We start from the raw sequence: 26,885 nt of genomic DNA, 5'->3' as shown, positions 1-26,885 counted from the left end.
GGTGCGTTACTTTGCCGGGCCGAGGGCCCCGCGGGGCCCCAACGCCCCGTTGTTGCCGTGGCCCGCGCCGCAGCTTATTTTACCCGTATGTCCGACGCCATTCAGATCCAGATGCAGGCCCTCACCGAGCGGCTCCACCACCTCAACTACCAATACTACCAGCGCGATACGTCCGAAGTGTCGGACCAGGAGTTTGATCAGCTGCTGGCCGAATTGCAGGCGCTGGAAGTCGCGTACCCCGCGCTGGCCCTACCCAACTCGCCGACCCAGCGCGTGGGCGGCACCGTCACGAAGCAGTTTGCCACGTCCACACACCGCTTCCCTATGCTCAGCCTGGGCAACACGTATTCGGAAGACGACCTGCGCGAGTTCGACGAGCGGGTGCAGAAGGGCCTGGAAGGGGCCCCGTACCGCTACGTGTGCGAGCTGAAATTTGACGGCGTGGCCATGAGCCTGGCCTACCAAAACGGCGAGCTGCACCAGGGCGTGACGCGCGGCGACGGCACCCGCGGCGACGTGGTGACGGCCAACGTGCGCACCATTCGCACGCTGCCGCTGCACCTGCGCCCGGCCCCCGGCCAGCCCACCGACTTTGAGGTGCGCGGCGAAATATTCATGCCCCTGTCCGTGTTTGCCGAGCTGAACGCCGAGCGCGAGCAGAACGGCGAGGCCCTGCTGGCCAACCCCCGCAACGCCGCCAGCGGCACCCTCAAGCTGCAAGATTCGGCCCAAGTAGCGGCCCGCAAGCTGCGGTTTTTTGCCTACTCGCTGCTCACGCCGGGCCGCCACTTCGCCTCGCACAGCGAGGCGCTGGGGGCCCTGGCTGCCTACGGCCTGCCGGTATCGGACACGTGGCGGGTGTGTGCGTCATTAAATGAGGTACTGAATTTTATCCACCAGTGGGAGAAGCAGCGCTTTACCCTACCGGTGGCCACGGACGGTATCGTGATTAAGGTCGACGACCTGCGCCAGCAGGACCAGCTGGGCCTCACGGCCAAGAGCCCGCGCTGGGCCATTGCCTACAAGTACCCGGCCGAAGCGGCCCGCACCCAGTTGCGCGAGGTGCAGTACAACGTGGGCCGCACCGGCGCCGTGACGCCCGTGGCCCTGCTGGCCCCCGTACCCCTGGCCGGCACCGTCGTCAAGCGCGCCACGCTGCACAACGCCAACCAGATAGCCGCCCTCGACCTGCGCCTCGGCGACACGGTGCTGGTGGAGAAGGGCGGCGAAATCATCCCCAAAATCACCGGCGTGGTGCTCGACGCCCGGCCCGCTGGGGCCCTGCCCATCGTGTACCCCACCGCGTGCCCGGCCTGCGGCACGCCGCTGGTGCGGCCCGAGGGCGAGGCCCACTTCCGCTGCCCCAACGAGCGCGGCTGCCCGCCCCAGCTCAAGGCCCGGCTGGAGCACTACGTGAGCCGCAAGGCGCTGAACATCGACGGGTTGGGCGCCGAAACGGTGTGCCGCCTCTTCGATTTGGGATTAGTGAACACGCCCGCCGACATCTACGACCTGCCCGCGCGCCGCGCCGAGCTGGTGACGCTGGAGCGGCTGGGCGAGAAGTCCATCGACAACCTCATCGCCGGCATCGAGGCCAGCAAGCAAGTGCCATTTCCGCGGGTATTGTTCGGCCTGGGCATCCGCTACGTGGGCGAAACCGTGGCCCAGAAACTGGCCCAGCACTACCGCGACATCGACGCCCTAACCGCCGCCACGGCCGAAGAAATGGCCGCCGTGCCCGAAGTGGGCGGCGTGATTGCCGTGGCCGCCGCCGCTTGGCTGCAAGAGCCCCAAAACCGCGAATTGCTGGAGCGCCTGCGCCAAGCCGGCGTGCAGCTAGCCCTTACCGGCGAGGCCCCCGTGCCGGCATCCGCCCGCCTGGTGGGCCTCACGTTCGTGCTCTCGGGCGTGTTTGCCGAACACAGCCGCGACGAGCTGCAACACATTATCGTTTCGAACGGCGGCAAAATCACTGGCTCCATCTCCAAGAAGCTCAGCTACTTGGTGGCCGGTGAAAACATGGGCCCTGCTAAGCGCGAAAAAGCCACGGGCTTCAAAGTGCCCATCATCTCCGAAGCCGACCTAATGGCCCTGCTGCCCGCCGCCGGCGAAGCCGCAGAGGCCCCGGAAGTGCCAGCCGACGGGGCTCCGGGCGAGCTTTTTGGGTAGGGCGTTCCCATCAATGGCTGTTATGCCGCCGCTATCTATTGGTATGGTCTGCAATTTGTTTCGTAATAGGGCGATTCTGTACCCCTATTACTTATTTAATATATCAAATAACTGACCATCACGAATCCAGTACACCTTGAACCCATTGTATCCGTAATTTCCAATAGTATTTATCAAAAATAGATGTTGTATAAATACACAATTATTTGTTATTGCTAGTGTGTTTGGTTCGCCGACGTAAGCCCACGATTCATTATCAACAATAGAGAGGATGGGGTCTCCTTTGTTAACACCTATGTAAGATAACGTAAACTCATCGGTGATATAATTTTTAAGGCCTCTATATTCTTCTGGTTTAAAATATTTAAAATAACATCTATCATCACTAGTATAATTAATAGTTGGGTTATTGAAAGGTATTTCAGTGGGTATCTTACCATATAAATAGGTTGTTGCACTAATTTGCTGTTGGATAGCGTAGCTATGTGAGCCTCTAGCTATTGTGAGGTCACCATTAAGAATTTTTCTCGCTAAAAGCTCATGAACATCTACATCTTTTCCATCATCTCCTTTAACTTGAAATGGTATAATCATATCATTACCAGCCATACCTTCTATTGCTAAAAATTCTCCAGTTAAACTCGAATTGACAGTAATTTTTCTTTTAATTACTGGAATTTCAATTTCTGCCTTCCAATTCATTTTAGAAGCATCATGTGCTGAGCATAATTCTATCTTATGATTTTTGGCATAATTTTTAGCGGTTTTAGTGAATCCAGAGCTACAAATTAGGATGCCCTTTGATGCCCTTACATCTTTTATAACAGAATTGAATTCGCCAATTATTTTTATATCGGCTTTTTTTAAATGATCTTTCGCTTGGATGATAATTAATACCTCATGAGTAACAGCAACTTTATACTTTATTGAAATATCAATTTCTCTTTCTATACCGCTCTCAACACCCATAATTTTATCATTTAATCGGGTTTCAGCATAAGGTTCTAATTCTTTATATATTTTATATATAAGTTCTTCATAAGGCTTTCCCGTTTTCTGTGATTGTGCTTTATTCATGAATTCAGAGTTGGTTATTATTTGTATAATAATCTGAACGCAAATAGCGGCTTTACTTTTTGGGCCATAGCGTCCAGCTGCTACTTAGTGAAATCAGGCACGACTTCCACAAACATGGGGGAAGGCACGTCCACGTGCTGGCCGGTGGGCGTGAGCTTACCGGTCTGTTTATCAACTTGGTAGGTAAATACGTTGTTGGAATTCTGGTTGGCCACGAGCAGCACGCGGCCACTGGCGTCGAGGGCGAAGTTGCGGGGTGTTTTGCCCTGTGTGTCCACGTCTTGTATCGGCGCGAGCTGCCCATCGGCGGCAATGGCGAACACGGCGATGCTGTTGCGGCCCCGGTTGGAGGTGTACAAGAACTTACCGTTGGGCCCCACGTGCACGTCGGCCACGGAATTGTTCTCGGTGAAGCCGGTGGGTAACGTGGTCAGCGTTTGCAGTTCGCGAAAAGTGCCAGCGGCCGCGTCGTAGGCCAGGGCCGTCACCGTCGAGTTCAGCTCGTTGGCCAGGTAGGCGTAGCGGCCGTTGGGGTGGAAGGTGAGGTGGCGGGGCCCCGCGCCGGGCTTCGCCGCGAAGGCCGGAGTCGGCATGGCCTGCCAGGTGTGCTGTGCCGCGTCGAGGCGGTAGCCGTACACCTTATCGGTGCCCAGGTCGGCCGAAAAGGCGAAGCGGTTGGCCGGGTCGGGCAGCAGCGAGTGGGCGTGGGGCGTGGTCTGGTTGGCGTGGGGCCCCACGGGCGGCTGGTGCTGGTCGGTGGCGGTGGCGGCGGCTAGTTGGCCATCGGGTTGTACCGGTAGCATGGCCACGTTGCCGCCCGTAGCGCTGCCCATGTAGTTGGCCACCAAAGCGTTTTTGCCGGTGTGGTCGAGGCTGATGTAGCACGGCGACGCCCCCGTGGAGGGCTGCTGGCCGAGCAGCGTGAGGGCCCCCGTGCGCCCGTCGATGGCCAGCGTACTTACCCCACCGCTGTGGTCCTGGCCCTTGAAGCTGCCCGTTTCGCTCACCGCGTAGAGGTGGCGGTGGCCGGCGTCCATGGTAAGGTACGTGGGCTGGGCGCCGCCTTTGTAGGCGCTCACCGGCGCCAGGGCCCCCGTGGTGGGGTTGAGGCGGTAGAGGTAAATGGTGTTCTCCTGCTCCGAGGCCACGTTGGTGCCGATGTACACCAGCTCGTCGGCGCCGCTGCTGGCGGGGGCCGTGCGGGCGCAGCCCAGCAAGCCGGGGCCGGCGGCTAACGAGATGATGGCAAGGAAAAAGCGGTGGTGCGAAGCGAAAGCAGGAGCCATGAGCGAGTGGAATGAAGAACGGTAAAGGTGTAAAAAAACCGGCCAACGGGGCCGGTTTTTATTATCGCGCCTAACAAAATCGTGCTAAAAGCTCTGCACGATGCTGTTGTGCAGCGTGCGCGGGCTCCAGTAGCCGCTGGCGATGATGCGACGGATGGTGAAGAGGGGGTCCTGCTGGTCGCGCTTTTCGGCCAAGCTGAAGGCGGCCACAAAACCGCGCTGCTTCAGCTCGGGGAAGGCCTGCGTATTCCAGAGGCCGAAGGGGTAGGCGAAGTAATTTATTTTCTTGCCCGTAATTTCTTCCAGCGTTTTGGTGGGCTTGTCGATTTGCGTCACCCAGTCCTGGCCCTGGTATTTTTTCACGTTGTGGTGGTCCCAGGTGTGCGAGCCGATGACGTTGCCCTCGTCGGAGAGCTGCTTCACCTGCGCCTTGCTCATGTAGTGGGGGCGGCCCAGGCTCACGGTCATCACGAAGTACATGGCCTTGAAGCCGTACTGCGCCAGGGTGGGCCGGGCAACGGTGAACTGGTCCAGGTCCGTGTCGTCGAACGTGAGCATAATGGGCTTGGCCGGCAGCCGGGCCCCGGTGGTGAGGTAGGCGTAGAGCTGGTCGGGCGAGACGGTGTGGTAGCCCGAATCGGCCAGCATTTTGATGTGCGCTTTGAAGGCCGCCACCGGAACGATGTAGTCCTTAGCGCCTTTCGAGTCGCGGCCGGTCCAGTCCCGGATCTGGTGGTAGCACAGAATGGGCACCTGGGGCCGGGCGTAAATGGCGGCCGCGTCGGCGGCTTTGGCGGCCGGGATGGTGCCGGGCGCGGGGGCCGGGGCGGCGTTGGCCTCGTCGGTGGCGGTGGCAGCCGCGCCCGAAGTGGGGGCGTCGGCGGGGGCTTCGCCCGCGGCGTTGGTGGCGGCAATGGTGGCCGACTTGGCGGCCACGTTGGCCTCGCCGGTGGTGGCGGTTTTCGATTCGCAGGCCGAGGCCAGGGCCAGGGTAGCCAGTAGGAAGTAAGCGGAAGAATGCAAGGAACGGAAGCGCTGGGCGCGAAAGGCGTGTATTTTTGCCTGTAAAGCTACCTCATTTTTACCCTCCCATGGATATTTTGCACGGCACCGGCGTGGCGCTGGTCACGCCCTTTGCCGCGGACTTTTCAATTGATTACGCCGCTTGGCACCGCTTGCTCGACCACTGCCTCGAAGGCGGCGTGGAGTACCTCGTCATCAACGGCACCACCGGCGAGTCGCCCACCGTGACGGCCCCCGAGCGGGCCGAGCTGCTGCGCACGGCCAAGGCCCACGTGGCGGGCCGCGTGCCGATTATGTACGGCATCGGGGGCAACGACACGGCTGCCGTCGCCGAGCAGTTCCGCACCGTCGATTTGCAGGGCGTGTTTGCCGTGCTCTCGGCCAGCCCCGCCTACAACAAGCCCAGCCCGGCTGGCTTAGTAGCGCATTACCAGCACTTGGCCGATGCCAGCCCGGTGCCCCTGGTGCTCTACAATGTGCCCGGCCGCACCAGCTCCAACCTCAGCGCCGACACCACCCTGCGCCTGGCCCGCCACCACAACATCGTGGGCATCAAGGAGGCCAGCGGCAATTTGGAGCAATGCCTAGCCATCGGGGCCCTGAAGCCGGCGGGCTTTGCCCTGCTGAGCGGCGACGACATGATGACGCCCGCGCTCATTGCCACAGCCGGGGCCGTGGGTGCCATTTCGGTGATGGCCAACGCCTGGCCGCGCCGCTTTTCCGACATGACCCGCGCCGCCCTGGCCAGCGACTTTGCCCTGGCCCGCCGCCTGCTGTTCCAACTGCTGCCCCTCAACCCGCTGATGTACGAGGAGAGCAACCCCGTGGGCGTGAAGGCCGCCTTGGCCGCCCTGGGCGTGTGCGAGCCCACCGTGCGCCTGCCCCTCGTAGAAGCCACCCCCGGCCTGCAAGACCGCATCCAGAAGCTGCTGTAGAGGCAGTTATCTGATAACTGTTATCAGTGAGCAGTTAGGCCGTCATGATTATCTAGCGTCCGCGTAGTCGAGGCAGCTCTACCGCTGACTAAACTAATCGATTGAATTAGTGCCGCAGTAGAGATGCTTCAACTCCGCTTCGTTACGCTCAGCATGACGGCCTAACTGATAACTGTTATCTGATAACTGTCAACTGAATCCCAGTGCCGCTGCTCACTGGCCTCAACCTGGCCCAGGGCCTGGCCAGCGTTGGGCGCTGGTGGGTCCCAGCGGGGCGGGCAAAAGCGCCCTGCTGGCCACGCTGGCGGGCACGCTCACGGCCAACCCCGGGCGGGTGGTGCCCACCGGCTTGGCTGCCCGTTGGCGGGCCCCGACGCCGCAACCCATTCAACCACGCGGACTCGTGGCCTCTGCGTTACAAATTACCAGCCGCTGGCCAGCACATCGGCGATGTGCAGGCACTTGAGGGGCAACTTTTCCTTCTTGATGTAGGCTTCGAGGTGCATGAGGCAGCTCACGTCGGTGCTGATGATGTAGTCGGCGCCAGTGTCGAGGGCGTGCTCGACTTTCTGCTGGGCCATGGCCACCGAAATGGCCTGGAACTTGACGGCGAACGTGCCGCCGAAGCCGCAGCAGGTACTGGTTTCGGCCATTTCGCGGCGCGTGAGGCCCGTCACACCGTCGAGCAGCTGCCGGGGCCCCGGGCCGATGCCGCACTCCCGCAGCCCCGAGCACGAATCGTGGTAGGTGTAGGCGCCCGCCAGCTGGGCCCCCGGAATGGCCGTGACGCCCAGCACGTCCACCAAAAACTCGGTCAGCTCGTAGGCGCGGGCCTGCACGGGGCGGCAGGCGGCGGCCTCGGGCTGGCCGGCAAATAGCTCGGTGAAGCTGTTGCGCACCATGCCGATGCACGAGGCCGAGGGGCTGACCACGTAGCGGGGCCCCGGGGCGGCGGGCGCGGGCGTGAAATCTTCGATAAACTTGGCGGCCACGGCGCGAGCGGGGCCCAGGTGGCCGGCGTTGTAGGCAGGCTGGCCGCAGCAAGTCTGGGCCGGGTTGTAGTGCACCTGGCAGCCCACGGCCTCCAGGATTTTGACCATGCTCAGGGCCGTAGCCGGGTAGAGCTGGTCAACAAAACAGGGCACGAAAATATCGACAATGGGCGCAGGCGTGGGCATAAAGCAAAAGTAAGCGGGCCCGGCCAGCCGCCCATTCAGCGGGCCGTTACTTTGGTTAGCTCCAGGTAATAATACGTCCGGCCGGCGGGGCCCGCCTGGGGCGCGTTGCCGTAGTCGCGGTACGTGCCGCTGAAACGCACCGGCGCGTTGGCCACTTGCAAATCGGCGGGCAGCGTGCTGCACACCACGCCGATGTCCATCGAGTCGTAGGTGCCCGGCACGGCCCGGTAGATGACGTATTGCTGCACCGCAGTGTCGAATTGGACAGTGCCCTCGACGTCAGTTGCGGACTTCACGGATTGGGTTTGCGGGGCGCAGGTGCCATAGGGCCCCTGGGCGTCCTGGTCCTTTTTGCAGCCGCTGGCGGCCAGTAGCAAAGCGCTTAATAAGCAGTGAGCGGCGACGGTTCTCATGCGGCAAAAGTGAAGGTCCGGTGAGTAGAGCCGCGGCTAGCCGGCTTGGTTGCAATCATGCAACGCGCAGACCCGCAGCGCCCACGCCACTGCCAATGCTTCGGAAGAAAGACCGAATTAATGACCCCCAAACACCGCCGTGCTCAGCGCCTGCGCTTCTTGCAGGGCCCCCAGGTCTAACCCCAGCGGCTCGCCTTGCTCCGTCAAAAAGCCAATGAGGTGCTCCGTGGCCACGTTGCCTGTCAGGTCGTCGGCGGCCATGGGGCAGCCACCAAAGCCGCCCAGGGCCCCGTCGAAGCGGCGGCAGCCTGCCTGGTAGGCGGCGGCCACGTTGGCGCGCCAGGCGGTGGGCAGCGTGTGCAGGTGGGCCCCAAACTCGATGCCCGGGAAGGCCGGAATCAGCTCCGCGAACAGGGCCCCCACGGTGGCCGCCGTGCCCACGCCCACCGTGTCGGACGGCGCCACGATGCGCACGCCCAGCGCCGCCAGCTGCGCCGTGAAATCCACCACCAGCGCCGGGCTCCACGCGTCGCCGTAGGGGTTGCCGAAGCCCATCGACAGGTATACAACCAGCGTTTTGCCGGCCTGCGTGCACAACTCCTGCATCGCGGCCACGTCGGCCAGGGCCCCGGCGCGGGTTTGGTTGGTGTTGCGCTGCTGAAAGGTTTCCGACACCGAGAGCGGGAAGCCCAAGTAGTGGATTTCGGGGTGCTGGACGGCGGTTTCGGCCCCGCGGCGGTTGGCCACGATGGCCAGTAGCTTGGTTTTCGTGGCGCCCAAATCCAGCCCGGCCAGCACTTCGGCCGTGTCGCGCAGCTGCGGAATGGCCTTCGGCGAGACAAACGAGCCGAAGTCGAGCGTGTCGAAGCCCACGCGCAGCAGGGCGTTGAGGTAAGCGGTTTTGGTGGCGGTGGGGACGAAAGTTGGGAGGCCCTGCATGGCGTCGCGGGGGCATTCGATGAGCTTCATAAACGGCAAAGAAGAGCGGGTAGGTGGGGCCCCAAAGGTAGCGGCCCGCGGCCGGGGCCCCGGCGAACTTGCCCGGTGCGGGCGGCGTTGCGGGGGATGCTTTTTTGGACGAACTACCCCGCTGCCCGGCCCCGTCGCCAGTTGTTTTCCCGCCCCCTTTTCCTTCTTATTTGGCTGCCCGCGCTGCTGTTGGGCGCGTGCAGCAAGCAGCAAACTTTGCAGGCGCTGTTCCAGCAGCGCACCCCGCACGAGGCCTACGCCCACCGCTTGCGCCAGGCCGGCCTCGACCGGGGCCCCGCCGGCCGGGCCTGGCTGGCCGCCGCCGACCGCGCCCTGCGCGACTCGCTGGTGGTGGCGCTGCCCTTCACCGAAACCGGGTATTTCCTGCCCGGCCAGCCCGCGGCGGCCGGCTACCGCTTTGCTGTGCAGGCCGGCGAGCAGGTGCGCGTGCGCCTGGAGCTGGCCCCCGGCAGCACGGCCCGCGTGTTTGTCGATGCTTTTGAGGTGGGCCCCGGCGGGGCCCCCGCGCCGCTGGCCAGCGCCGACACCGCCGCCCTCGACTTCCGCTACCGCGCCGACGCCAGCGGCCAGCACCTGCTGCGCGTGCAGCCCGAGCTGCTGGCCGCCGGCCGCTACACCCTGCGCCTCACCCGCGAGCCCAGCCTGGGCACCTTCCCGGTGCGGGGCCGGGCCGACGCGGCCATCGGCAGCTTCTGGGGCGTGGCCCGCGACGGCGGGGCCCGCCGCCACGAGGGCATCGACATTTTTGCGCCCCGCGGCACGCCCGCCGTGGCCGCCGCGGCCGGCACCGTCACGCGCCTGGGCAATACCCGCCTGGGCGGCAATGTAGTGTGGCTGAGCGCCGACGGCACCGACGAGCACCTCTACTACGCCCACCTCGACCGCCAGCTGGTGACGCCCGGCCAGCACGTGCGCCCCGGCGATACCCTGGGCTTGGTGGGCAACACCGGCAACGCCCGCACCACGGCCCCGCACCTGCACTTTGGCATCTACCGCGCCGGCCGCGGCGCCGTCGATCCGCTCCCCTTTGTGCGCCGCGCCAGCCCTGCTGCTGCCCCGCCCACCGGCCCCGACCTGCGCGGCGCTTGGGTGCGCCTGCGCGCCGCCGGGCCCCTGGCCGCCACGGCCGGCGCCACAGCCAGGGGCCCGCGCCTGCCTGCCCAAACGCCGCTTTTGGTGCTGGGCCAGCAGGGGGGCCTGCTACGGGTGCGCACCGCCGCCGGCCGGCCGGGCTACGTGCCCGCCGCCGCCGTGCGCCCGGCCGAGGCCGCGCCACTGCGCCGCCTGCTGCTGCCCGGCGCCACCGAAGTAGCCGCACAGCCCGCCGCGGTGCCCGTGGCTGCCTGGCCGGCCCGCACCCCGGTGGCCGTGCTGGGGGAAGCGGACGGCTTTAGCCTGCTGCGGGGCCCCGCCGGGGCCCTGGGCTGGGCCCGGATTTGAGCAGTAGCAACCGGAAGAGGGCTAAGTCAGCCGACTTTATTGCCGTAAACTTGGGTTCAGTAATGGCCCTGGCGCATGGAATTCAAAGTGCTCGAAACACAGCAGTTCGAGGAGGTACTTCTGGTTATTTATAACTGGATGGAGTTTTCTCGCGAGGTGCCAACCCTTAATCTCTACGCTTACGGGCTAGATGGTGGGCGCTTATGGATAGCGGAAGAGCGGCATTCAGGAGATTTTTTTACTGGCTTTGTGGGAGGTCGTAAAATGATTCGGGTTTCTACTTGGGACTGCTTTCTCTGTACACTCGACCCCGCGACTGGAAAGATTGTTGGTTCCGAATTTGCCAAATAGCCTACTTTGTGGTTCCCTTATTAAACCGGGCAACCTCACCCAATAGCTTGCGTTTGGCTGCGAAGCGCGGTACTTTGCGCTCACCTTCTACTCCTTAACTCTCCCCCAAACCATGGCTGATTCCCCTTCCTGGGCCGACACGGCGGCATCGCTGCTGTCCAAACTTTCCGGCGGCGTCGAGCTGAACCTGGCCTTCGACCAAGTGGAGCTGCAAGTGCCCCACCCCAACGGCACGGCCGGCACCTACCGCCTCAACGGCTCGCTGCGCATCCGCACCAAGGGCGAGGCCGCTCCCGCTCCCCAGCCGGCCCCCACCTTGCGCATCGACCCGCCCGCGCCCAGCGGCCACCCCCAGCCCCTTGGCTAGTGGCCTCGAAGTAGAGGCCCAATTGGTCCTCACCTGGAATGGCCAGCCCCTGCAGCTGGCCGGCTCCGGTACGTACCTGATTTTGAACGTGCCCAGCCAGCAGGTGCTCGACGAGCTAACGGCGGGCCCCCCGCGCCCGCCCGGGGCCCCCAAGCCGCCCAAAGGCAGCGGCCCCGACCCCTTGCAGCAGCTCCACGACCTGGGCCGGCAACTGGGCTTGGTGCTCGACCTGCGGGTGGGGGGTAAAACATACGTCACCTTTGGCTTGCCTGACCGCAACGGTCCAAAAATTACGCTTAGCGCGGTGCTGGGGAAGTTGGGCTCATTTTTTCGCTAGCCCCGGCCGGGGTGAAACCAAAGGGCCCCAAATTGGTTTTACTGCTGACGCTGTGCCGTTTCGCTCGTCTCCGTTCATGAGGAATTCCGACAATACTTCCAACAACCAGGTGCGGGCCGGGGCCCCCGTTTCAGCGTTTGCCCGCATCGAGCGGCTGCCGCCGCTGCTCGTGGCCCTGTACCTGGGGCTGGTGGCCATCACCGTGATGTTTGCCATCCTGGCGGCGCTCTACATCAGCGCCCGCCTCGCCAATGGGGCCCCCACGAGCCCGCACCCGTTCCCGCGCTTTTTCTCCCTGAGCACCATCGTGCTGCTGGTGAGCAGCTACGTGGTGGCGCAGGCCCCGCGCCTCTACGCCCGCGACGATTTGGCCACCCTCGGCCGGTGCCTGCTGGCCACGCTGCTGCTGGGCAGCATTTTCACCGGCTTGCAGGTGCTGGGCTGGCGCGAGCTGCTGCCGTTCTTGCCGTTCAAGGGCGAGTCCAGCGGCACGTTTATCTACTTTATCTCGGCCCTGCACGTGGCCCACTTGCTCGGCGGCATGCTGTACCTGCTGTCGTTGGCGCTGCGCGTGCTGCACGCCGACCGCGACGCCGTGCGCCACCTCGTGTTCATCCGCAACCCCTACTACCGCCGCCAGCTGCGGGCCCTGTGCACCTACTGGCACTTCATCGACGTGCTATGGGTGGCGCTGTTCGGCATCTTCCTGATGTTTTACTAAGTTGGTTATACCTTGCTTTAAGTAACTGATTAGGAATTAATTGTCACAAAAAAAGCTTCCTGCCAGCAGGGAGCTTTTTTTGTGGCCGAAGTCAGGCGAGCAAGGCAGGCGCAAGTGCCGGCCGCAACCGTAAACCGGCATTGCCATTGCGGTGGCCGGCTGCGCTAAACTGTAAAAAAGGCGGTCCCATTGCGGAACCGCCTCTCTTGTAAGACGGAGTGGTACTCCGTTTCGGCACGACTAAGAACGGCGTGAGGGGCTTTAGAAAGTGACTTTGCCGATGGTGAATGTGGCCGGCGGCACGGCCATCGCGCCCAGGTTGGCGTACAGCACGTAGCTGTCGGCGCCGCTGCGGCGGGTGATGGTGGTGGGGCCTTGGCCCGTGGTGGCGAAGGTGCCCGAGAGCGTGGCCGAGGTTCAGTTATTGCTGCTGGTGAGGCGGTACACGCGGCTCTGGCTACCTGCCACCACTTGCAGCGTATTGTCGTCTTGGAGCAGCATGCCGTCGGCGCCCACCAAGTTGAGGCCGGTGGTGGCGACGGTGGTGAAGGTGGCCGGCGCGCTGATGGGCACCTTGAATAACGTGCCGTTGTCAGTTTTGGCCACTAGATAGGTATCCACTGCCCGCACCGGCATGAAACACGATGCCGTTTAGGCCAAACGCGCCCGTAGCACCCGCTAGCTGCGCGTTGTCCAGAAACACGGTGGCCACGCCCTGGGCGTCCACTTTGTAGATGACCGGCGCGAAGCTGTCCGTCACGTAGGCGTTCCCCTGGCCGTCCACGGCCACGTCGTTGGCGAAGTGGTTGGGCGAACTGCGCAGGGCGCCCAAGTCCACGTTGAAATTGACCGTGCCGTTGTCGCGGTTGAGGCTCACGAGTTTCGCCCGGTCGCGGGCCATGCTGTTGGACGAGGCGACCAGCACGCGGTTGCGGCTGTCGTCGAGGTTGAGGCCCACCGCCGATACGATGCCCGCGGTGCTGCCCTGGGCCAGCACCGTGCAAGTACCATCGTCCTTCACCCGCCCGATGTTGCCAGTGCTGAGGGAGCTGACCAGGAAGGCGCTGTTTTTGGCGTCGTACTGCACGCCCTCGGGGAAGAGGCCGGCGGCAGAAAACGTGACGGCGGCCGGCGCGAACGGGGCCGCGTCGTTGTCGTCTTTGGAGCAGGAAACCGCCAGCAGGCCGCCCAGCACAAGGGCAGTGGCACCTGCCGGCGGTTGGGGCCCCAAGCGGGAGCAAGCGTCGAAATAAACGTGAAGGATTGATGAGCTTAATGATGTGCCAACCCGAATACGTGCAACTTGTTTTGGTAGCCGTACAGAATTATGACTCTCGTGCCAGCTGGATCAGCCGGATCCAAAAAAGCCCCGCTGGAGCTGCCAGCGGGGCTTTTCAGTGAGCAGCAGCCCGAAGTCTGTAGTTCGCGTCGCTGCACGGTAGTCGGTAGGACGGAGCGAGCGATGCGGACTACGAAGGCCGCGCCACGGCCTATGAGTTTTCTCCGAATAAAGATCCGTCCAAAAAAAGAACGTCAGGCAGCGCGTAGCGAAGTACCTGTTCTGCGCTAGTAATCAGGATTGGTTACTTGGGAAAGATGCTTCGCTACGCGCTGCCTGACGTTCTTTTTCTAATTCAGGAACAAGTATGTTGGTTACTTGGCTTGGTTCAGGTCCAGCTTCCACAGGGCGTAGGGCTGGGTGCGGGTGCTTTTGCCGCCGTGGTACTTGTCCTGGGTCTGGATTTGCGAGGTGGTGAAGTACAGCGTGTTGTTGGGGCCGTAGCCGAACGTGTCGGGCCACGAGATTTCGGGGCCCTGGGCAATGGTGGAGACCTGGCCATTGGGCGTCACGCGGTGGATGCTGTTGTTCTCGATGCCCGAGGTGTAGAGGTTGCCGGCCGCGTCGCGGCCGTAGCCGTCGGAAGCGCTGGGTACGGCAAATTTCTCGACGTGTGTGGCCAATTGGGCCGGGCTTAGGGCGGCGTTGCGCAGGAACTCGGTGCCAATGCGGTACATGGTGCGGCCCATCAGCGCGGTGTAGTACAGCGTGTTGCCGTCGGCGCTCAGCTCGATGCCGTCGGCTTGGAAGTTGGGCCTTTTGCCGTCGGGCTCGCGCAGCACGTAGCCGTTCACGGCCAAGTCAAAGCCCGGCTCGGGGTGCACCGAGGGGTGGTTTTCGAGCACGCGGCGGGCCTTGCCGGTTTTCAAATCGAGCACCACCAGGGCCCCGGTGCCCGAGTCGGTGATGTAAGCAAAGTTGCGCTTGGTATCAAAACGCACGTCGTTGAGGTAGCTCTTCGATGGCGCCACGTTGTCGGGGAACAGGATGGTGCGCACGGGCTTGTTGGTGGCCAGGTCGAACTGCACCAGCTTGGCCCCGCCGGGCACCACGCCCGTGAACTTGGGCGAGGCCGGGTCGAGCACCCACAGCCGGTCCTGGTCGTCCACCACCACGCTCTGCACGCACACGAAACGCTCAGCGGGCGAGGCGGAGGCCTTGGGATCGGTCACGGCGGCATTCCAGGCGGCGTCGGGGTAGGGGCGCGGGGCCTGGCCGGGCACAATTTCGGCCACTGACTCGCGGTGCCCGTCTTCCCAAAGGGGGAAGTTGACGAAGATGCGGCCCTGGCGCGACACCGTGACGCCGGTCACGCGCTGGTCGGGAAACGCCGCCACTTGCACCGGCTTAATGCCTTGGCGAGTGGTTTCGATGGCTCCGAGGGGCCGGGTGCGGGCGGGGGGAACTTCTTGTTGGGCAAAGGCTGCGGTGGCGGGCAGGAGAGCCGCCAGCAATGCGGCGCGGGTAAGGGAGAAGGGCATGAGGAAGCGGAAAAAATAAGCGAATGTTCCATTTCAACGGCCCGCCGCGCGCGGCGTTGCCCCGCTGGGGCCCCAATCTCGGCTTTGCACCCAACTAAATAATTAGAATACAAGGCATTTAAAAGGGATTATTTTGCGCCTTTGCCCAAGCCGCCACGCGGGTTTCCGCTCGCCCTTGCCGGCGGTCATTTGCTGGGCCCCCGGCCGTATCTTTCCAGCACCTCTCACGCGGGCCGCACGGCCTGCTCCCTACCCATTTTAAGACCATGAACATGCTGCGCTGGCGCTGGTTACTCATTCTTGCTGGCTGGCTGGGGGCCCCAGCTGCCTGGGCGCAACCCGGCCCCAGCCCGGCCGACGGCGGGCGGGCCTGCGCCGCGGCGCGCTTGCGCACGGGCCTGGGCACGCTGGCGGTTACGGCCTCGGCGGGCCACCGCGCCCAACTGGCCCGCTACGACGTAACATACTACAAGCTCGACCTGGCCCTGGAGCCCACCTCGCGCGACGTGGCCGGCATGGCTTGGCTGCGCGTGCGCGTGGGGCCCCGGGCGCTCGACTCATTGGCCTTCGACCTGTACCAGGCGCCGGCCGGGGCCCCCGCCGGCGCGGCCACGCTGCGCATCGATTCGGTAGTGGTGAACGGCCGCCGGGCCCCGGCGGTGCGCCGCGCCGGCCCGGAGGCCACCGCCGCCCTGGCCGCACCCGCCCCGGCCGGGGCCCTGGCCGACGCCCGCATCTACTACCACGGCACGGCCCCGCACGACGCCGGCGGGGGTTCGGCCGCCATCGGCAACGGCCTCGACCGCGCCGACGCCGTGACTTACGCCGGGGCCCGGCACCCCTACCAGGTGCTGTGGTCGCTCTCGGAGCCGTTTGCGGCCCCCGAGTGGTTTCCGTGCAAGCCGGTGCTGACGGACAAGGCCGACTCGTCGGACGTGTGGGTGACGACCACGCTGCCCAACAAAGTGGGCTCGAACGGCGTGCTGGCCCGCACCGTGCCGCTGCCCGGCAACCGGGCGCGCTACGAGTGGAAATCGCGCCAACCCATTGCCTACTACCTCATTTCGGTGGCCGTGGCCCCGTACCTCGAATACGTGAACTACGCCAGCCCCGCCGGGGGGCCCCGCGTGCCCATCGTGAACTACGTGTACGACCAGGCGGCCCTCAACTTCTACCGCGCCGAAATCGACCGCACGCCGGGCTTTATCGAAAACTACGCCCGGCTGGTGGGGCCCTACCCGTTTGCCACCGAGAAGTACGGGCACAGCATGGCCCCCCTTGGCGGCGGCATGGAGCACCAAACGATGACCACCCAGGACGGCTTCGACTTCGTGCTGACGGCCCACGAGCTGTTCCACCAGTGGTTTGGCGACAACGTGACCTGCGCCAGCTGGGCCGATATCTGGCTCAACGAGGGCTTTGCGTCGTACGGCGAATACCTTTCCTACCAAGCCTTTGGCCAGCCCGCCGACCCCGCCAACTGGCTCAACCAGGCCCGGGGCTACGCCCTGCGCAACCCCGGCAGCGTGCTGGTGCCCGACACCACCGACGTGGCCCGCATCTTCAGCTACGACCTGAGCTACAAGAAGGGGGCCCTGGTCATTCATATGCTGCGCAACCTGCTGAACGACGACGCCAAGTTCTTCCGGGCCCTGCAAACCTACCAGCGGCGCTTTGCCGGCGGCACGGCCCGCACCGCCGATTTGCAGGCCGTGTTCGAGGCCGAGGCGGGGCGGCCACTGGGCTACTTTTTCCAGCAGTGGGTGCGGGGCCAGGGCTACCCCTCGCTGGCCGTGCGCTGGTACCAGCTGGGCAGCACCGCCACCGTGCGCACCCGCGAAACCGTGTCGCAGCCCGCCGCCACGCCGTTCTTCGACCTTGACGTGGACTACTTGCTCGTCTTCACCGACGGCACCTCGCAGCGCCTGCGCCGCCGCCTGTCGCAAGCCGACGACGCCTTCGACGTGCCCGTGGGCGCCCGCCAAGTGGTGAGCATCGCTGCCAATCCCGACGGGGCCCTGTTGCTGCTGGCCAATTCTAGTGGCACCGACGCTTCGTTGGTGTTGAGCGCCAGGGCCCCGGCCGGGCCCACGCTCGGCGCCTTCCCCAACCCGTGCCACGAGGTGCTGCACTTGCCCGCCCTGCCGGGCCCCGCCACGGCCGAGGTATTCGATGCCACCGGCCGCCGCGTGGCGGTGCAGGCCGTGCCGGCCACCGGGGCCCAGGTAGTCACCCAAGCCCTGGCGCCGGGCCTGTACCTGCTGCGCCTCACCGGTAGCAGCGGCGCAGTACTAGGCCAGGCACGCTTCGCCCGCGAGTAGGTTCGCCCGGGGCCCCAGTGAGTTACAAGGTTATGTACGCCAGGCGTTTTTCCCGCTCTTCGGGGGTCGGCAGTGGCGCGTCGAACACTGTGCGCAGCAAGTCCTCAAACGGCGTGGCGGGTGTAAAGTCGGGCCCCAACACGGGGTTGGTGGCCACGCGAATGAACAAGGGCTGGCCGTTGAGGCTCACTAAATCGAGCGTGACCAGGCCGTAGCGCTGGTTGCATTGCCCGCTGTCGGGGCAGTCGGTGGGCGGCGGCTTAAACAGCTGCTTAAAGGTGTGCTCGCGCAGGCTTTCGTGGCGGCGGGTGCACTCGTCGGCGCAGGCGCGGTGGTAGCCCAGGGCCACCATCTGCTCGCCCAAGTACTCGTAAAAGTGCCGGAAGTTGCCGGGCCCCCCGAAGTCCTCGTCGTCGTAAAACAGCATGGTGCCTTGGCGGCCTGCCTCGCGCAGCGGCTCGGCCCGCAAGCCGTGGCGCCGGCCGGCGCCGCCGCGGTGCAGGTGGTAGGCCTTGAAGTAGGGCCCCAACCAGTTGCGGTAGATGCGGCCATCTACCCACTGCGCGTGCCGGGCGGCCTGCGCGGCCGTGAGGGCAAACGGCTGCCACTCGCCGGTAGCGGCAGACGGGGCAGACGAAAACAAAGAGCGCAAGAAAGACCGCACGGACGGGTATAATATATAATATAAGAAGGTACAGTGGAGTGCAACCCCCAGCGTTTTCAAATAGTTTTAATATTTTTCTGGCTTTTGGGCGCCGCGGCGGGCATAAAAAAGCCAGCTTCCGGGCAGAAGCTGGCTTTTTTATGGGAAATAGCTTACTTCACGCGCGTCCAGGCTTGCGATTTTCCAATGAGCGAAAAGCCGATGTAGCCCTTCACCTCCATGGCATTGGCGTTCTCCATTTTCATGTAGCACGAATAGGTTTTGCCGGTTTCCGGGTCGTAAATCTTGCCGTCGTCCCACTTGTTATCGTCGTCGTATTTGAAGCCCTGCATGAACACCAAACCCAGGCGCGGGCGGCTGCGGAGCTTAGGGTCAGGGTTTTGTGAATCGGTCTTGGGCTTGCCCGTGGCCGGGTCGTTGGGGATGGTCAGGGTCACGATTTTGCCGCACAGCTTGTCGCCGCACTTGTAAATCTCAAACGTGGCTTTTTTCTCGGCGTTGGTCCACACGCCCAGCGGGCTCATGGTTTGGGCCGAGGCGAAGCGGCTGCCAGCCAGCGCCAGCACAACCAACAGGAAGAGCAGTTTTTTCATGGGTGGGGAAAGGAAAATTTGATGAAGTAGTAGTGAATTGTAAAAAGCCGGGGAAAAGGTAAGCCAAATACTTGGGCCCGCCGAATGCTGGCCTCCAGGCCCGCCAACGCAAGTTTGCAGCCAAAGTGAGTGGCCAGTGCCCAACCGAAAACTTTGTCCCACCCAGGCAAAATTAATGAGACTGAAAATCAGCCTGCCACCTCCCAAATTCGCCCTTTTCCGATAAAAAGGCCCCAATAATTTTGAACCTTACTTTAGGCTTCTAACTTTGACACCCAGTAGCGAGTGCTACGACCCCGCCCAAGCAACCCTAATGTGCTGGGCCGCGCAGGCGGGGCTATGTGGAACGTAAAGAAAGGAGGTACAAAATGTCTAGTAGTCCCAACCAAATCCTGCCAAGCCTGTCCAATGTCGTACGCATCACCGCCGTGCGCGCTTAGATAACAGCTATGCGGGGCCACGCTAACCTTTAGCGCGGACCTACGTTGGCCCAGGTCTTACTGTTAAAGACGCCGGAGCTGTACCCCAGCTGCGCCGTTTGGTAAGATTTGAAGGATTAGATGCCCGGTTTGCCACTCGTTGGCGAACCGGGCATCGCTTTTTTAGGGCCCCAGCAAAAGGCCGCGGGGGCGTTAGTCCAGCACCCGCCGCACCTGCAAAAACCGGGTTTCGTAGCCCGTGCCCTCGATGGCGCTGACCTTCACCCCCGACTCGCGCCGCGCCGAGGAAGCGTGCACGAAGCGCACCGGCACCGCGCCCGCCGCCGATACCACGATGCCCGCGTGGCCGGCCGTGGTGCTGCCCGGCGCCGTGCCGGCAAATACTACCAAGTCGCCGGGGCGCGCAGTGGCGCGGGGCACCGGCCGTCCCGCGCTGATGAGCAAAGCCGTGGCGTGGGGCACGTCTACGCCGAAGTGCCCGTACACGTACTGCACGAAGCCCGAGCAGTCGAAGCCCGTGGTGGGGCTCGTGCCGGCGTAGCGGTACGGGGCCCCCAGCTGCCGCAGGGCGAAGGCCACCACGCTGTTGGCCTGGCTTGTGGGGGCCCCGGCGGGAGGCACTGGTGCGGGCGCAACTGGGGCTACGGCCGGGGTGGGCCGCGCCGGAGCCCCAGGTTCGGGCCGGGCTAATAGCCCGACAATGGCCATGGCCAGCCCAATAAAAATCAACCAGATAATACGCATGGGCAAAAGGGGCGGGGCAGTTGGGGGCCCTGGCGGGCTAAACGCAGCCGGGGGTTGCTAGGTTGGTGGCGCGCCGGGGGGCTTACTTTGCGGTTTGGCTTTTTACCCCCTTTTCTTTTGATGATGCCCAATTTCTTCTGCCTGCTGGGTGGCCTGGCCGCCGGGGCCCTGCTGGCCGCGCCCGCCGGTGCCCGTCCGCTGGCCGCTGCGCCCACGCTGCGCTACACGCTGGCCATGCCCGCGCCCCAAACCCACTACTTTGAAGTGGGCGTGGCCCTGAGCGGCTTCGCCCAGGACTACACCGACGTGAAAATGCCGGTGTGGGCCCCGGGCTCGTACCTGGTGCGCGAATACGCCAAAAACGTGGAGGGCTTCCGGGCCACCGGCGCCAACGGCCAGGCGCTGGCGGTGGAGAAAATCGACAAGAACACCTGGCGCGTGCGCCACCCCAAGCAGGCCGATTTCAAGGTGGCGTACCGCGTGTACGCCTTCGAGCTGAGCGTGCGCACGAGCTTCCTCGACGCCGACCACGGCTACCTCAACGGCAGCAGCGTGTTCGTGTACCCGGCCCTGAATAAGGGCTTGGCGAGCACCGTGACGGTGCAGCCGGCCGCCGGCTGGGCCCAGGTGAGCACGGCCTTGCGCGCGGCCCCGGGCAGCGCCAAGTTCACCTACAAAGCCGCTAGCTACGACGAGCTGGCCGATTCGCCGATTGAGATTGGCAACCAGAAACTGCTGCAATTCACGGCCAACGGTACGGTGCACCAAGTGGCCATGTACGGCACCTACCAGGTGGACGAGAACCGCCTGCTGGCCGACATGCAAAAGATTTGCGAGGGCGCGCAGGCCGTGGTGGGCCAGAACCCCTTGGACCATTACCTCTTCATCGTGCATAACCTGGAGCGCGGCGGTGGGGGCCTGGAGCACCTGTACTCCACCACTTTGGAGGTGAGCCGCACGGCCTACAACACGGAGGCCGGCTACAAGGGCTTTCTGCGGCTGGCGGCCCACGAGTACTTCCACCTCTGGAACGTGAAGCGCATCCGGCCGGTGGCCCTGGGGCCCTTCGACTACGACAAGGAAAACTACACGCACATGCTGTGGGTGAGCGAAGGCATGACCGAGTACTTCGCCAACCTCATCAACGAGCGCACCGGCTACTACGACCAGCAAGGCTACCTCGACCACCTGGCCAGCACCATCGGCACCGTCGAAAACACGCCCGGCAACAAGGTCCAATCGGCGTCCGAGGCCAGCTTCGACGCCTGGATCAAGTACTACCGGCCCAACGAAAACTCGCCCAACACGGGCATCAGCTACTACGACAAGGGCGAAACCATCGGCCTGGTGCTCGACCTGATGATCATCAACGCCACCCAGGGCCAGAAGCACCTCGACGACGTTTTCCGGCTGCTTTACGACACGTACTACAAAAAGCTGGGCCGCGGCTTCACCGACCAGGAGTATCAGGACGCGGTGGCCACGGTGGCGGGCCGGCGCTTCGACGATTTCTTTAAGCAGAGCGTGTACGGCACCAAAACCGTGGACTACGCCACGGCTTTCGGCTACGCGGGCCTGGGCTTTAGCAGCGCGCCGGCCAACCCCAACGGCTCGGCGGGCGCCACGTTCTCGAACCGCACCGGCCGCCTGCTCGTCACGGGCGTGGAGCGCGACGGCGCGGCCTGGACCGACGGCCTGAACGTGAACGATGAGGTATTGCTCATCAACGGCACCGCGCCCGGCGAAGAGTCGGCCAAGGCCCTGCAAGGCGGGGCCGTGGGGGCCCCCCTCAAGCTGCAAGTGCGCCGCGACGGCCTCCCGCGCGAACTCACCCTGACCTACCGCACCGACCCCGACCAGCGCTTCAAAATCGAGCCGCTGCCCAGCCCCACCGCCACCCAGCAAAAGGTGCTGGCCAAGTGGTTGGGCAAGTAGCAAGCTGGATTACAAGCTTGAGATAAACGAAACAGGGCCCCGGCGCAATTGCGCCGGGGCCCTGTTTCGTTTATCTCAAGCTTGGTCAGCGGATGCGCGTCAGGGCTACTTCGCGGGGCGGGGCGATGACGAGGGGCACTTTTTCAACCTTTACTGAGGAAGTGTCGAGGCCGAAGTACTGGTCTTCGGAGGCGATGAACTGCTTGATGTAGAAGTAGGCCTGCATGACGAGCTTTTCCTGGGTGGGGAAGTCGTTTTCCACGCTCAGGAATTTCTCCAGCACCACGAAGCGGAAGTCGCCGGTGATGTGGCGCTGGCTCAGCGATTCGTAGCGGGAGGTGATGTCCACTTCCTTGTTGCGCACGAGGTCTTCCACCACCTTGCGGAAGTACAGGTTGATGCGCTGCTGCACCCGGAAGCCCAGGCGGAAGTTGATGCGGAACACGTCGTCGGGCGCAACTTCGGTCACCTTGTACTCCATCGTGTACGGCTCATCGGTCGTCTCCACGTGGATGAACCAGTAAATGTCGGCCCGCTTGGGGCGCTTCTGGAAGATGGAATAAATAATCTTCTGCTCGATTTCCGAGCTGCGCTCGGCCCCGGTCAGGAATACTAAGTGGGTGGAGTATTTTGGGATGCTCTCATCATCGCTCAGGCGCTTGAGGCCCTCCACATACGGCTCCAGTTTCACAAAGTCGGTGAGGCGGCGCTTGATGTAATAGGCCTTGAGCCACACGTACATCACGCCCATGAGCGTGGCCCCGATGGCCAGTGACACCCAGCCGCCGTGCGGAAACTTCACCAGGTTGGCCACCAAAAACGAGCCCTCGATGAGGCCGTATACCAGGGCAAATAGCACAATCATGGGCTTGGCCACGCGCTTCATCCGCAGCCACATGGTCAGCAGCACCGTCGTCATCAGCATGGTAAGGGTGATGGCCAGGCCGTAGGCGGCCTCCATGTTCGAGCTTTCGCGGAAGAAGAGCACCACCCCAATGCAGCCGATTAGTAACAGCCGGTTCATGCTGGGCACGAAGAGCTGGCCCTTTACATCGGTGGGGTAGTTGAGCTTCACCTTGGGCCACATGTTGAGGCGAATGGCCTCGGCCACGAGCGTGAACGAACCCGTGATGAGGGCCTGGGAAGCAATAATGGCCGCCACTGTGGCAATGCCGATGCCGATAAGCAGAAACCACGGCGGCATCAGCTCATAGAAAGGGTTGCGGCCGCCGAGTTGCTGGCCCTGGTGCGAAAGCAGCCAGGCCCCCTGGCCCAAATAGTTGAGCAGCAAGGTAGATTTTACAAACGTCCAGCTGATGCGGATGTTGCCCTTGCCGCAGTGGCCCAGGTCCGAGTACAATGCCTCGGCCCCGGTGGTGCACAAAAACACGGCCCCCAGCAGCCAAAACCCGCCGGGGTAATTCACCAGCAGGTCGTAGGCGTAGTAGGGGTTGATGGCCTTCAGGATGGCCGGGTCCTGCACAATCCAGCTGGCGCCGAGCACGCCCAGCATCGTGAACCACAAGAACATGATGGGCCCGAAAGCCTTGCCTACAATTTGGGTACCAAAGCTTTGCAAGAGAAACAGCCCCGCGATGATGCCGATGACGATGTACACAATCACGCTCTGCGTCAGGCCAGGGTACACTTGCTTGAGGCCCTCAATGGCCGAAGCCACCGAAATGGGCGGCGTAATCACGCCGTCGGCCAGTAGGGCCGAGCCCCCGATGATGGCCACCGCCGAGAGCCAGGCCCCGCGCCGGCGCACCAGCGCGTACAGTGAGAAAATGCCCCCCTCGCCGTTGTTGTCTGCGTTCAGCGTGAGCAGCACGTACTTGATGGTAGTTTGGAGCGTAAGCGTCCAGATAACGCACGAAATGCCGCCCAGCACCAGGCGCGGCTCGATCAGGGCCGGCACGATGGCCTTCATCACGTACAGCGGCGAGGTACCGATGTCGCCGTAGATGATGCCCAGCGCAATGAGCAGCCCCGCCCCGGAAATGGCGGTGTGCGAGTGTTTGGAGTCCATAAAAACGGGTAGAAGTCTCGGAATGCGAAGGATGTAAAGCGACAACCGTGGGCCTGGCCGGGGGCCCCGCCCGCGGTATTACGTTCGCAAGTATAAGTTGGACGCCGGCGGGAACGGTCCAAATCCGGGCCCGCCCCCCAGCTCCGGGGCCCCCGGCTCGGTTGCGGCCTCGGCTGCCTCAGTTGCAGCTGCTGCCGCCAGGGCCGCTGCGGCTTCGGCCGCCGCCCGGTCGTGGGCGTGGCCGATGCGGCGGTTCAGCTCGGCCGTGAGGCGCTGCCAGGGCGGCGTTTCGCCCGGCAGGGCAAAGTGGGCGGCCTCGCGGCCCAAGCGGAACAGCCGCAGGCGGTTGGTGCCGCGCTGCCCGTAGGCCAGCAGCAGCGCCGCCCCGGCCATGCCCGCCATGGCGGGCACGGTGCGCAGCCCATTTTGCAAATACACAATCATGACGCCGGCCAGCCCCAGGGCCCCCAGCAAGTACCACAGCAGCCAGCGCACGCGTAGCACGTCGGCCCGCTCCAGCTCGCGCAGGGCGTAGGCCTGGCCCCGCACGGTGAGGGCGGTGGCCGTCAGCACGAAGTGGCCATCGGCGCTGCGCAGCGTGGGGGCCCCGGCGGCGGGGTCGGGCGGCAGGGGCGGGGCCGCAAAAGCCGCTGCGGAGGGCTCCGCAGCGGCTTCGGGGTGAGGGCCGGCGATGGGCCCTCAGTTGTTCACTTTCAGCAGCTCCACGTCGAACACCAGGGCCGCGTCGGGGCCGATGTCGCGCCCGGCGCCGCGCTTGCCGTAGGCCAGGTCGGAGGGAATGTACAGGCGCCACTTCGAGCCCTCGGGCATCAATTGCAGGGCCTCGGTCCAGCCAGCAATCACGCCGTTTACGGGGAAGGTGGCGGGCTGGCCGCGCTGGTAGCTGCTGTCGAACACGGTGCCGTTGGGCAGCGTGCCGTGGTAGTGGGTCGTCACCGATGATTTCAGCGTCGGCTTCTTGCCGCTGCCCTCGGTGATGATTTCGTACTGCAAGCCGCTGGGCAGCGTGGTGACGCCGGCTTTCTGGGCGTTTTCGGCGAGGAAGGCTTCGCCTTCAGCTTTGTTGTTGGCCATGGTAGTGGGGTCTAAATCGTTGTCGTCGTCGTCTTCGCCGGGGGCCCCGCCGAGCTGCTCTTGCAATTGCTGCATGGCGGCCTGCATTTGCTCGGGGGTAAGCTGGCTGGGCAGGCCCTGCATCCCTTCCTTAAGGGCAGCGGCCAGGGTATCGAGGTCCAGCTCCAGCCCTTGCTGGGCAAAATTACGGGCCAGGTCGCGGCCGATGATGTAGCTCACCTGCTGCTGGTTGGTGTCAAGCGTCATGTAAAAGGGTGGTTGAGATAGGAGAAAAACCGGCCACAAAGGTCGGCACCACGCCGCGAACGGCCCACAAAAAAGCCCTGCCGCCGGGCAGGGCTATTCCCAGTACGGGCCGCCGCGCGAAAAGGCTGCCGCTTAACCGTAGTGGGCGGCGTCTTCGCCGTGCAGGCTGAAGTGTAGGTTGAGCGAGCGCAAGCGGGCGGCCAGCAGGCCAAAGCCGCCGAGCAGCAGCAGCGAAGAAATGGTGGTGGTCTTTTTCATAACAGCGCAGTTGATAAGGCAGTGGAGCAGTGAGGCAAAGGTACGACAGTCCAAACAATTTGTTATGCATGCAGCATAAGTTAAACGATTGCGTTGGCGCTATTGCCTAAAAATGGCCGGTCGGAAGCGAATGGCTGGACCTTGCCCCCGCCTCGCAAAGAAAAAAATTGGCCCGGGCCGCCGAGGCGACTGCCGGGGCCCCTGGTACTTTCAGGACTGCCGCTGCAACGACGACTCGCGTACGAACAGCTCGGGCTGGAGCACTACCTGGCGCTGGGCAAACGGCGCGTGCGGGGCCGCGGCCAGCTCCAGGAACAGGCGCACGGCTGCCTCGCCCATTTCCTCGCACCGCTGATCGACGGAGGTGAGCCGCGGCTCGGTGATGGCCGTGAAGCCCTCGTTGCTGAAGCCCGCCAGGGCAATGTCGCGCGGAATACTAATGCCCTGGGCTTTGAGCACTTGCAGGGCCCCCAGGATGGCCGAGTCGCCGGCCCCAAACACGCCGTCGACCGGGTTGGGCTGTGCCAGTAGGCGGCGCATGGCCGCGGCCCCGTCCTCGAGGGTCATGTCGGAGTAGTCGATCAGGGCCTCGTCGGCGGCGATGCCGAAGGCAGCCAGCGCGTCGAGGTAGCCCTGGCGGCGGCGGCGGTAGATGTTGAGGTGCTGGGGCCCCGCCAGGTGGGCCACGCGCCGGCAGCCCTGTTCCAGCAGGTGGCGCGTGGCTTGCAGGGCCCCCTCGTGGTCGTTGAGCACCACCGAGTTCACCTGCTCGCCGGCCGGAATCCGGTCAAAAAACACCAGGGGAATGCCCCGGCCCCGCACCTTGTCGAAGTGGTGGAACTCCTGGGTATTGCGCGCCAGCGACACCAACACGCCCGCCACTTGGGCGTTGAGCAGCGTCTCCACGTTGCGCCGCTCGAGCTGCACGTCCTCGTGCGACTGGCACACGATGACGCTGAACCCGGCCTTGGTGGCCGCCTGCTCGATGCCTTGAATAACCGAGGGGAAAAACTTGCCTTCGATGTAGGGCACCACCACGCCCAGCAGCTTGCTTTGGCCCCGGCGCAGGGCGGCGGCCAAGTGGTTGGGCTGGTAGTTGAGCTTTTTGGCCAGCTTCAGCACCCGCTGCTTGGTAGCGGCCCCAATGCTGTGGTGGTCGCTCAGGGCCCGCGATATCGTCGTCATCGACACCCCCAACTCGCGGGCCAGGTCGGCCATCGAAACCGCAGCGGGGGAAGTGGGAGACGTTTTCTTTTTGGGGAGGGCCATGCGTGGGGCGGTACCTGGGGGCGACAAAAAGGCCCGGCGCTGCCGCAAATCTAGCGCAATTTCAATGCAATATCGGCGCGCTGCCTACCGATGCTACGGCTCAGGTTATAGCTAAAGTACCTGCCAAATTGGGCTGATTTAACGAAATGCAGAACGGCATAACTATCGAATTCTTCACAAACGC

The 26,885-nt window shown here is 63.9% G+C and carries 27 protein-coding genes; 10 read left to right on the top strand and 17 right to left on the bottom strand.

Features of this window, described 5'->3' with window-relative positions:
- The first annotated feature begins 87 nt into the window (after nt 1–87).
- Nucleotides 88–2,169, top strand: a complete 2,082-nt coding sequence (ligA, locus tag AXW84_RS10530) for an NAD-dependent DNA ligase LigA (RefSeq protein ID WP_068232475.1) — start codon at nt 88–90, stop codon at nt 2,167–2,169.
- Nucleotides 2,170–2,256: 87 nt separating this feature from the next.
- On the opposite strand, the gene AXW84_RS23230 is transcribed toward ligA, so the two are convergent.
- The 3 genes from AXW84_RS23230 to AXW84_RS10520 all read right to left on the bottom strand — a co-directional run bounded on the left by AXW84_RS23230 (nt 2,257) and on the right by AXW84_RS10520 (nt 5,555).
- Nucleotides 2,257–3,246, bottom strand: coding sequence for a restriction endonuclease (locus AXW84_RS23230; RefSeq protein WP_082773822.1), 990 nt, complete (start codon nt 3,244–3,246; stop codon nt 2,257–2,259).
- Nucleotides 3,247–3,326: 80 nt separating this feature from the next.
- Complete coding sequence (locus AXW84_RS10525) at nt 3,327–4,532, bottom strand: lactonase family protein (RefSeq protein WP_068232473.1); 1,206 nt, start codon at nt 4,530–4,532, stop codon at nt 3,327–3,329.
- Nucleotides 4,533–4,616: 84 nt separating this feature from the next.
- Nucleotides 4,617–5,555, bottom strand: coding sequence for a polysaccharide deacetylase family protein (locus tag AXW84_RS10520; protein WP_082773821.1), 939 nt, complete (start codon nt 5,553–5,555; stop codon nt 4,617–4,619).
- 68 nt (nt 5,556–5,623) lie between these two features.
- Between AXW84_RS10520 and dapA the strand changes: the two genes are divergently transcribed.
- Together dapA and AXW84_RS26520 are read left to right on the top strand one after the other, a co-directional pair.
- Nucleotides 5,624–6,490 carry a 4-hydroxy-tetrahydrodipicolinate synthase gene (gene dapA, locus AXW84_RS10515; protein ID WP_068232467.1) on the top strand — a complete coding sequence of 289 codons (867 nt, stop codon included), beginning with the start codon at nt 5,624–5,626 and terminating at the stop codon, nt 6,488–6,490.
- A gap of 259 nt (nt 6,491–6,749) precedes the next feature.
- Nucleotides 6,750–6,956, top strand: a complete 207-nt coding sequence (locus AXW84_RS26520) for a hypothetical protein (protein ID WP_071891188.1) — start codon at nt 6,750–6,752, stop codon at nt 6,954–6,956.
- On the opposite strand, the gene AXW84_RS10510 is transcribed toward AXW84_RS26520, so the two are convergent.
- The 3 genes from AXW84_RS10510 to AXW84_RS10500 all read right to left on the bottom strand — a co-directional run bounded on the left by AXW84_RS10510 (nt 6,913) and on the right by AXW84_RS10500 (nt 9,050).
- Nucleotides 6,913–7,668, bottom strand: a complete 756-nt coding sequence (locus tag AXW84_RS10510; RefSeq protein ID WP_068232464.1) for a (Fe-S)-binding protein — start codon at nt 7,666–7,668, stop codon at nt 6,913–6,915. The genes AXW84_RS26520 and AXW84_RS10510 overlap by 44 nt on opposite strands.
- 35 nt (nt 7,669–7,703) lie before the next feature.
- The gene (locus AXW84_RS10505; protein ID WP_157886940.1) at nt 7,704–8,081 is read right to left on the bottom strand and encodes a hypothetical protein; all 378 of its coding nucleotides are present in this window, start codon (nt 8,079–8,081) and stop codon (nt 7,704–7,706) included.
- A gap of 117 nt (nt 8,082–8,198) precedes the next feature.
- Nucleotides 8,199–9,050 (bottom strand): hydroxymethylglutaryl-CoA lyase, encoded by an 852-nt coding sequence (locus AXW84_RS10500; protein WP_068232458.1) that lies wholly within the window; start codon nt 9,048–9,050, stop codon nt 8,199–8,201.
- Between the two features lie 141 nt (nt 9,051–9,191).
- Here AXW84_RS10500 and AXW84_RS10495 point away from each other — a divergent pair, with 141 nt between their 5' ends.
- The 5 genes from AXW84_RS10495 (at nt 9,192) to AXW84_RS10475 (ending at nt 12,287) form a co-directional block, all read left to right on the top strand.
- The gene (locus tag AXW84_RS10495) at nt 9,192–10,511 is read left to right on the top strand and encodes a M23 family metallopeptidase (RefSeq protein ID WP_157886939.1); all 1,320 of its coding nucleotides are present in this window, start codon (nt 9,192–9,194) and stop codon (nt 10,509–10,511) included.
- Nucleotides 10,512–10,586: 75 nt separating this feature from the next.
- A complete protein-coding gene (locus AXW84_RS10490) occupies nt 10,587–10,862 on the top strand; it encodes a hypothetical protein (RefSeq protein WP_068232452.1) in 276 nt (91 codons plus the stop codon).
- Between the two features lie 112 nt (nt 10,863–10,974).
- Complete coding sequence (locus tag AXW84_RS10485) at nt 10,975–11,229, top strand: hypothetical protein (RefSeq protein WP_068232449.1); 255 nt, start codon at nt 10,975–10,977, stop codon at nt 11,227–11,229.
- On the top strand, nt 11,222–11,566 hold the full coding sequence (locus AXW84_RS10480) for a hypothetical protein (protein ID WP_157886938.1): 345 nt from the start codon (nt 11,222–11,224) through the stop codon (nt 11,564–11,566). Before AXW84_RS10485 ends, AXW84_RS10480 begins: the two co-directional genes overlap by 8 nt.
- A 76-nt stretch (nt 11,567–11,642) precedes the next feature.
- Nucleotides 11,643–12,287 (top strand): cytochrome c oxidase subunit 3, encoded by a 645-nt coding sequence (locus AXW84_RS10475; protein ID WP_068232444.1) that lies wholly within the window; start codon nt 11,643–11,645, stop codon nt 12,285–12,287.
- A 417-nt stretch (nt 12,288–12,704) separates the two neighbouring features.
- On the opposite strand, the gene AXW84_RS10470 is transcribed toward AXW84_RS10475, so the two are convergent.
- The 3 genes from AXW84_RS10470 to AXW84_RS10460 form a co-directional block, all read right to left on the bottom strand.
- Nucleotides 12,705–12,908, bottom strand: coding sequence for a hypothetical protein (locus tag AXW84_RS10470; protein WP_157886937.1), 204 nt, complete (start codon nt 12,906–12,908; stop codon nt 12,705–12,707).
- Complete coding sequence (locus AXW84_RS10465; RefSeq protein ID WP_068232438.1) at nt 12,880–13,518, bottom strand: SMP-30/gluconolactonase/LRE family protein; 639 nt, start codon at nt 13,516–13,518, stop codon at nt 12,880–12,882. Before AXW84_RS10465 ends, AXW84_RS10470 begins: the two co-directional genes overlap by 29 nt.
- A gap of 422 nt (nt 13,519–13,940) precedes the next feature.
- On the bottom strand, nt 13,941–15,107 hold the full coding sequence (locus tag AXW84_RS10460) for an L-dopachrome tautomerase-related protein (protein ID WP_068232435.1): 1,167 nt from the start codon (nt 15,105–15,107) through the stop codon (nt 13,941–13,943).
- Between the two features lie 266 nt (nt 15,108–15,373).
- Between AXW84_RS10460 and AXW84_RS10455 the strand changes: the two genes are divergently transcribed.
- A complete protein-coding gene (locus tag AXW84_RS10455; RefSeq protein WP_068232432.1) occupies nt 15,374–17,428 on the top strand; it encodes a M1 family aminopeptidase in 2,055 nt (684 codons plus the stop codon).
- Nucleotides 17,429–17,450: 22 nt separating this feature from the next.
- On the opposite strand, the gene AXW84_RS10450 is transcribed toward AXW84_RS10455, so the two are convergent.
- The 3 genes from AXW84_RS10450 to AXW84_RS10440 all read right to left on the bottom strand — a co-directional run bounded on the left by AXW84_RS10450 (nt 17,451) and on the right by AXW84_RS10440 (nt 19,869).
- On the bottom strand, nt 17,451–18,071 hold the full coding sequence (locus tag AXW84_RS10450) for a hypothetical protein (RefSeq protein ID WP_068232430.1): 621 nt from the start codon (nt 18,069–18,071) through the stop codon (nt 17,451–17,453).
- Nucleotides 18,072–18,244: 173 nt separating this feature from the next.
- Nucleotides 18,245–18,685, bottom strand: a complete 441-nt coding sequence (locus tag AXW84_RS10445) for a DUF2147 domain-containing protein (RefSeq protein ID WP_068232427.1) — start codon at nt 18,683–18,685, stop codon at nt 18,245–18,247.
- A 632-nt stretch (nt 18,686–19,317) separates the two neighbouring features.
- Complete coding sequence (locus AXW84_RS10440) at nt 19,318–19,869, bottom strand: C40 family peptidase (protein ID WP_068232424.1); 552 nt, start codon at nt 19,867–19,869, stop codon at nt 19,318–19,320.
- A gap of 120 nt (nt 19,870–19,989) precedes the next feature.
- Here AXW84_RS10440 and AXW84_RS10435 point away from each other — a divergent pair, with 120 nt between their 5' ends.
- Entirely contained in the window at nt 19,990–21,804 is a 1,815-nt protein-coding gene (locus AXW84_RS10435; RefSeq protein ID WP_236943300.1) for a M61 family metallopeptidase, read from the top strand.
- An 85-nt stretch (nt 21,805–21,889) separates the two neighbouring features.
- On the opposite strand, the gene AXW84_RS10430 is transcribed toward AXW84_RS10435, so the two are convergent.
- From AXW84_RS10430 to AXW84_RS10415, 5 genes are all read right to left on the bottom strand, one after another.
- On the bottom strand, nt 21,890–23,833 hold the full coding sequence (locus tag AXW84_RS10430) for a KUP/HAK/KT family potassium transporter (RefSeq protein ID WP_068232421.1): 1,944 nt from the start codon (nt 23,831–23,833) through the stop codon (nt 21,890–21,892).
- 78 nt (nt 23,834–23,911) lie between these two features.
- Nucleotides 23,912–24,406 carry a hypothetical protein gene (locus tag AXW84_RS10425; protein ID WP_068232418.1) on the bottom strand — a complete coding sequence of 165 codons (495 nt, stop codon included), beginning with the start codon at nt 24,404–24,406 and terminating at the stop codon, nt 23,912–23,914.
- 126 nt (nt 24,407–24,532) lie between these two features.
- Nucleotides 24,533–25,174, bottom strand: coding sequence for an FKBP-type peptidyl-prolyl cis-trans isomerase (locus AXW84_RS10420; protein ID WP_068232415.1), 642 nt, complete (start codon nt 25,172–25,174; stop codon nt 24,533–24,535).
- 132 nt (nt 25,175–25,306) lie between these two features.
- Nucleotides 25,307–25,432 carry a hypothetical protein gene (locus tag AXW84_RS26205; protein ID WP_257722084.1) on the bottom strand — a complete coding sequence of 42 codons (126 nt, stop codon included), beginning with the start codon at nt 25,430–25,432 and terminating at the stop codon, nt 25,307–25,309.
- 210 nt (nt 25,433–25,642) lie between these two features.
- Nucleotides 25,643–26,701 (bottom strand): LacI family DNA-binding transcriptional regulator, encoded by a 1,059-nt coding sequence (locus AXW84_RS10415; RefSeq protein WP_071891186.1) that lies wholly within the window; start codon nt 26,699–26,701, stop codon nt 25,643–25,645.
- Between the last annotated feature and the right edge of the window lie 184 nt (nt 26,702–26,885).

Origin of the sequence: Hymenobacter sp. PAMC 26628 (assembly GCF_001562275.1) — a bacterium.
Classification (GTDB): Bacteria; Bacteroidota; Bacteroidia; order Cytophagales; family Hymenobacteraceae; genus Hymenobacter.
Note: the sequence above shows the minus strand (reverse complement) of the source record. Positions and strands in the feature narration are given on the sequence as shown.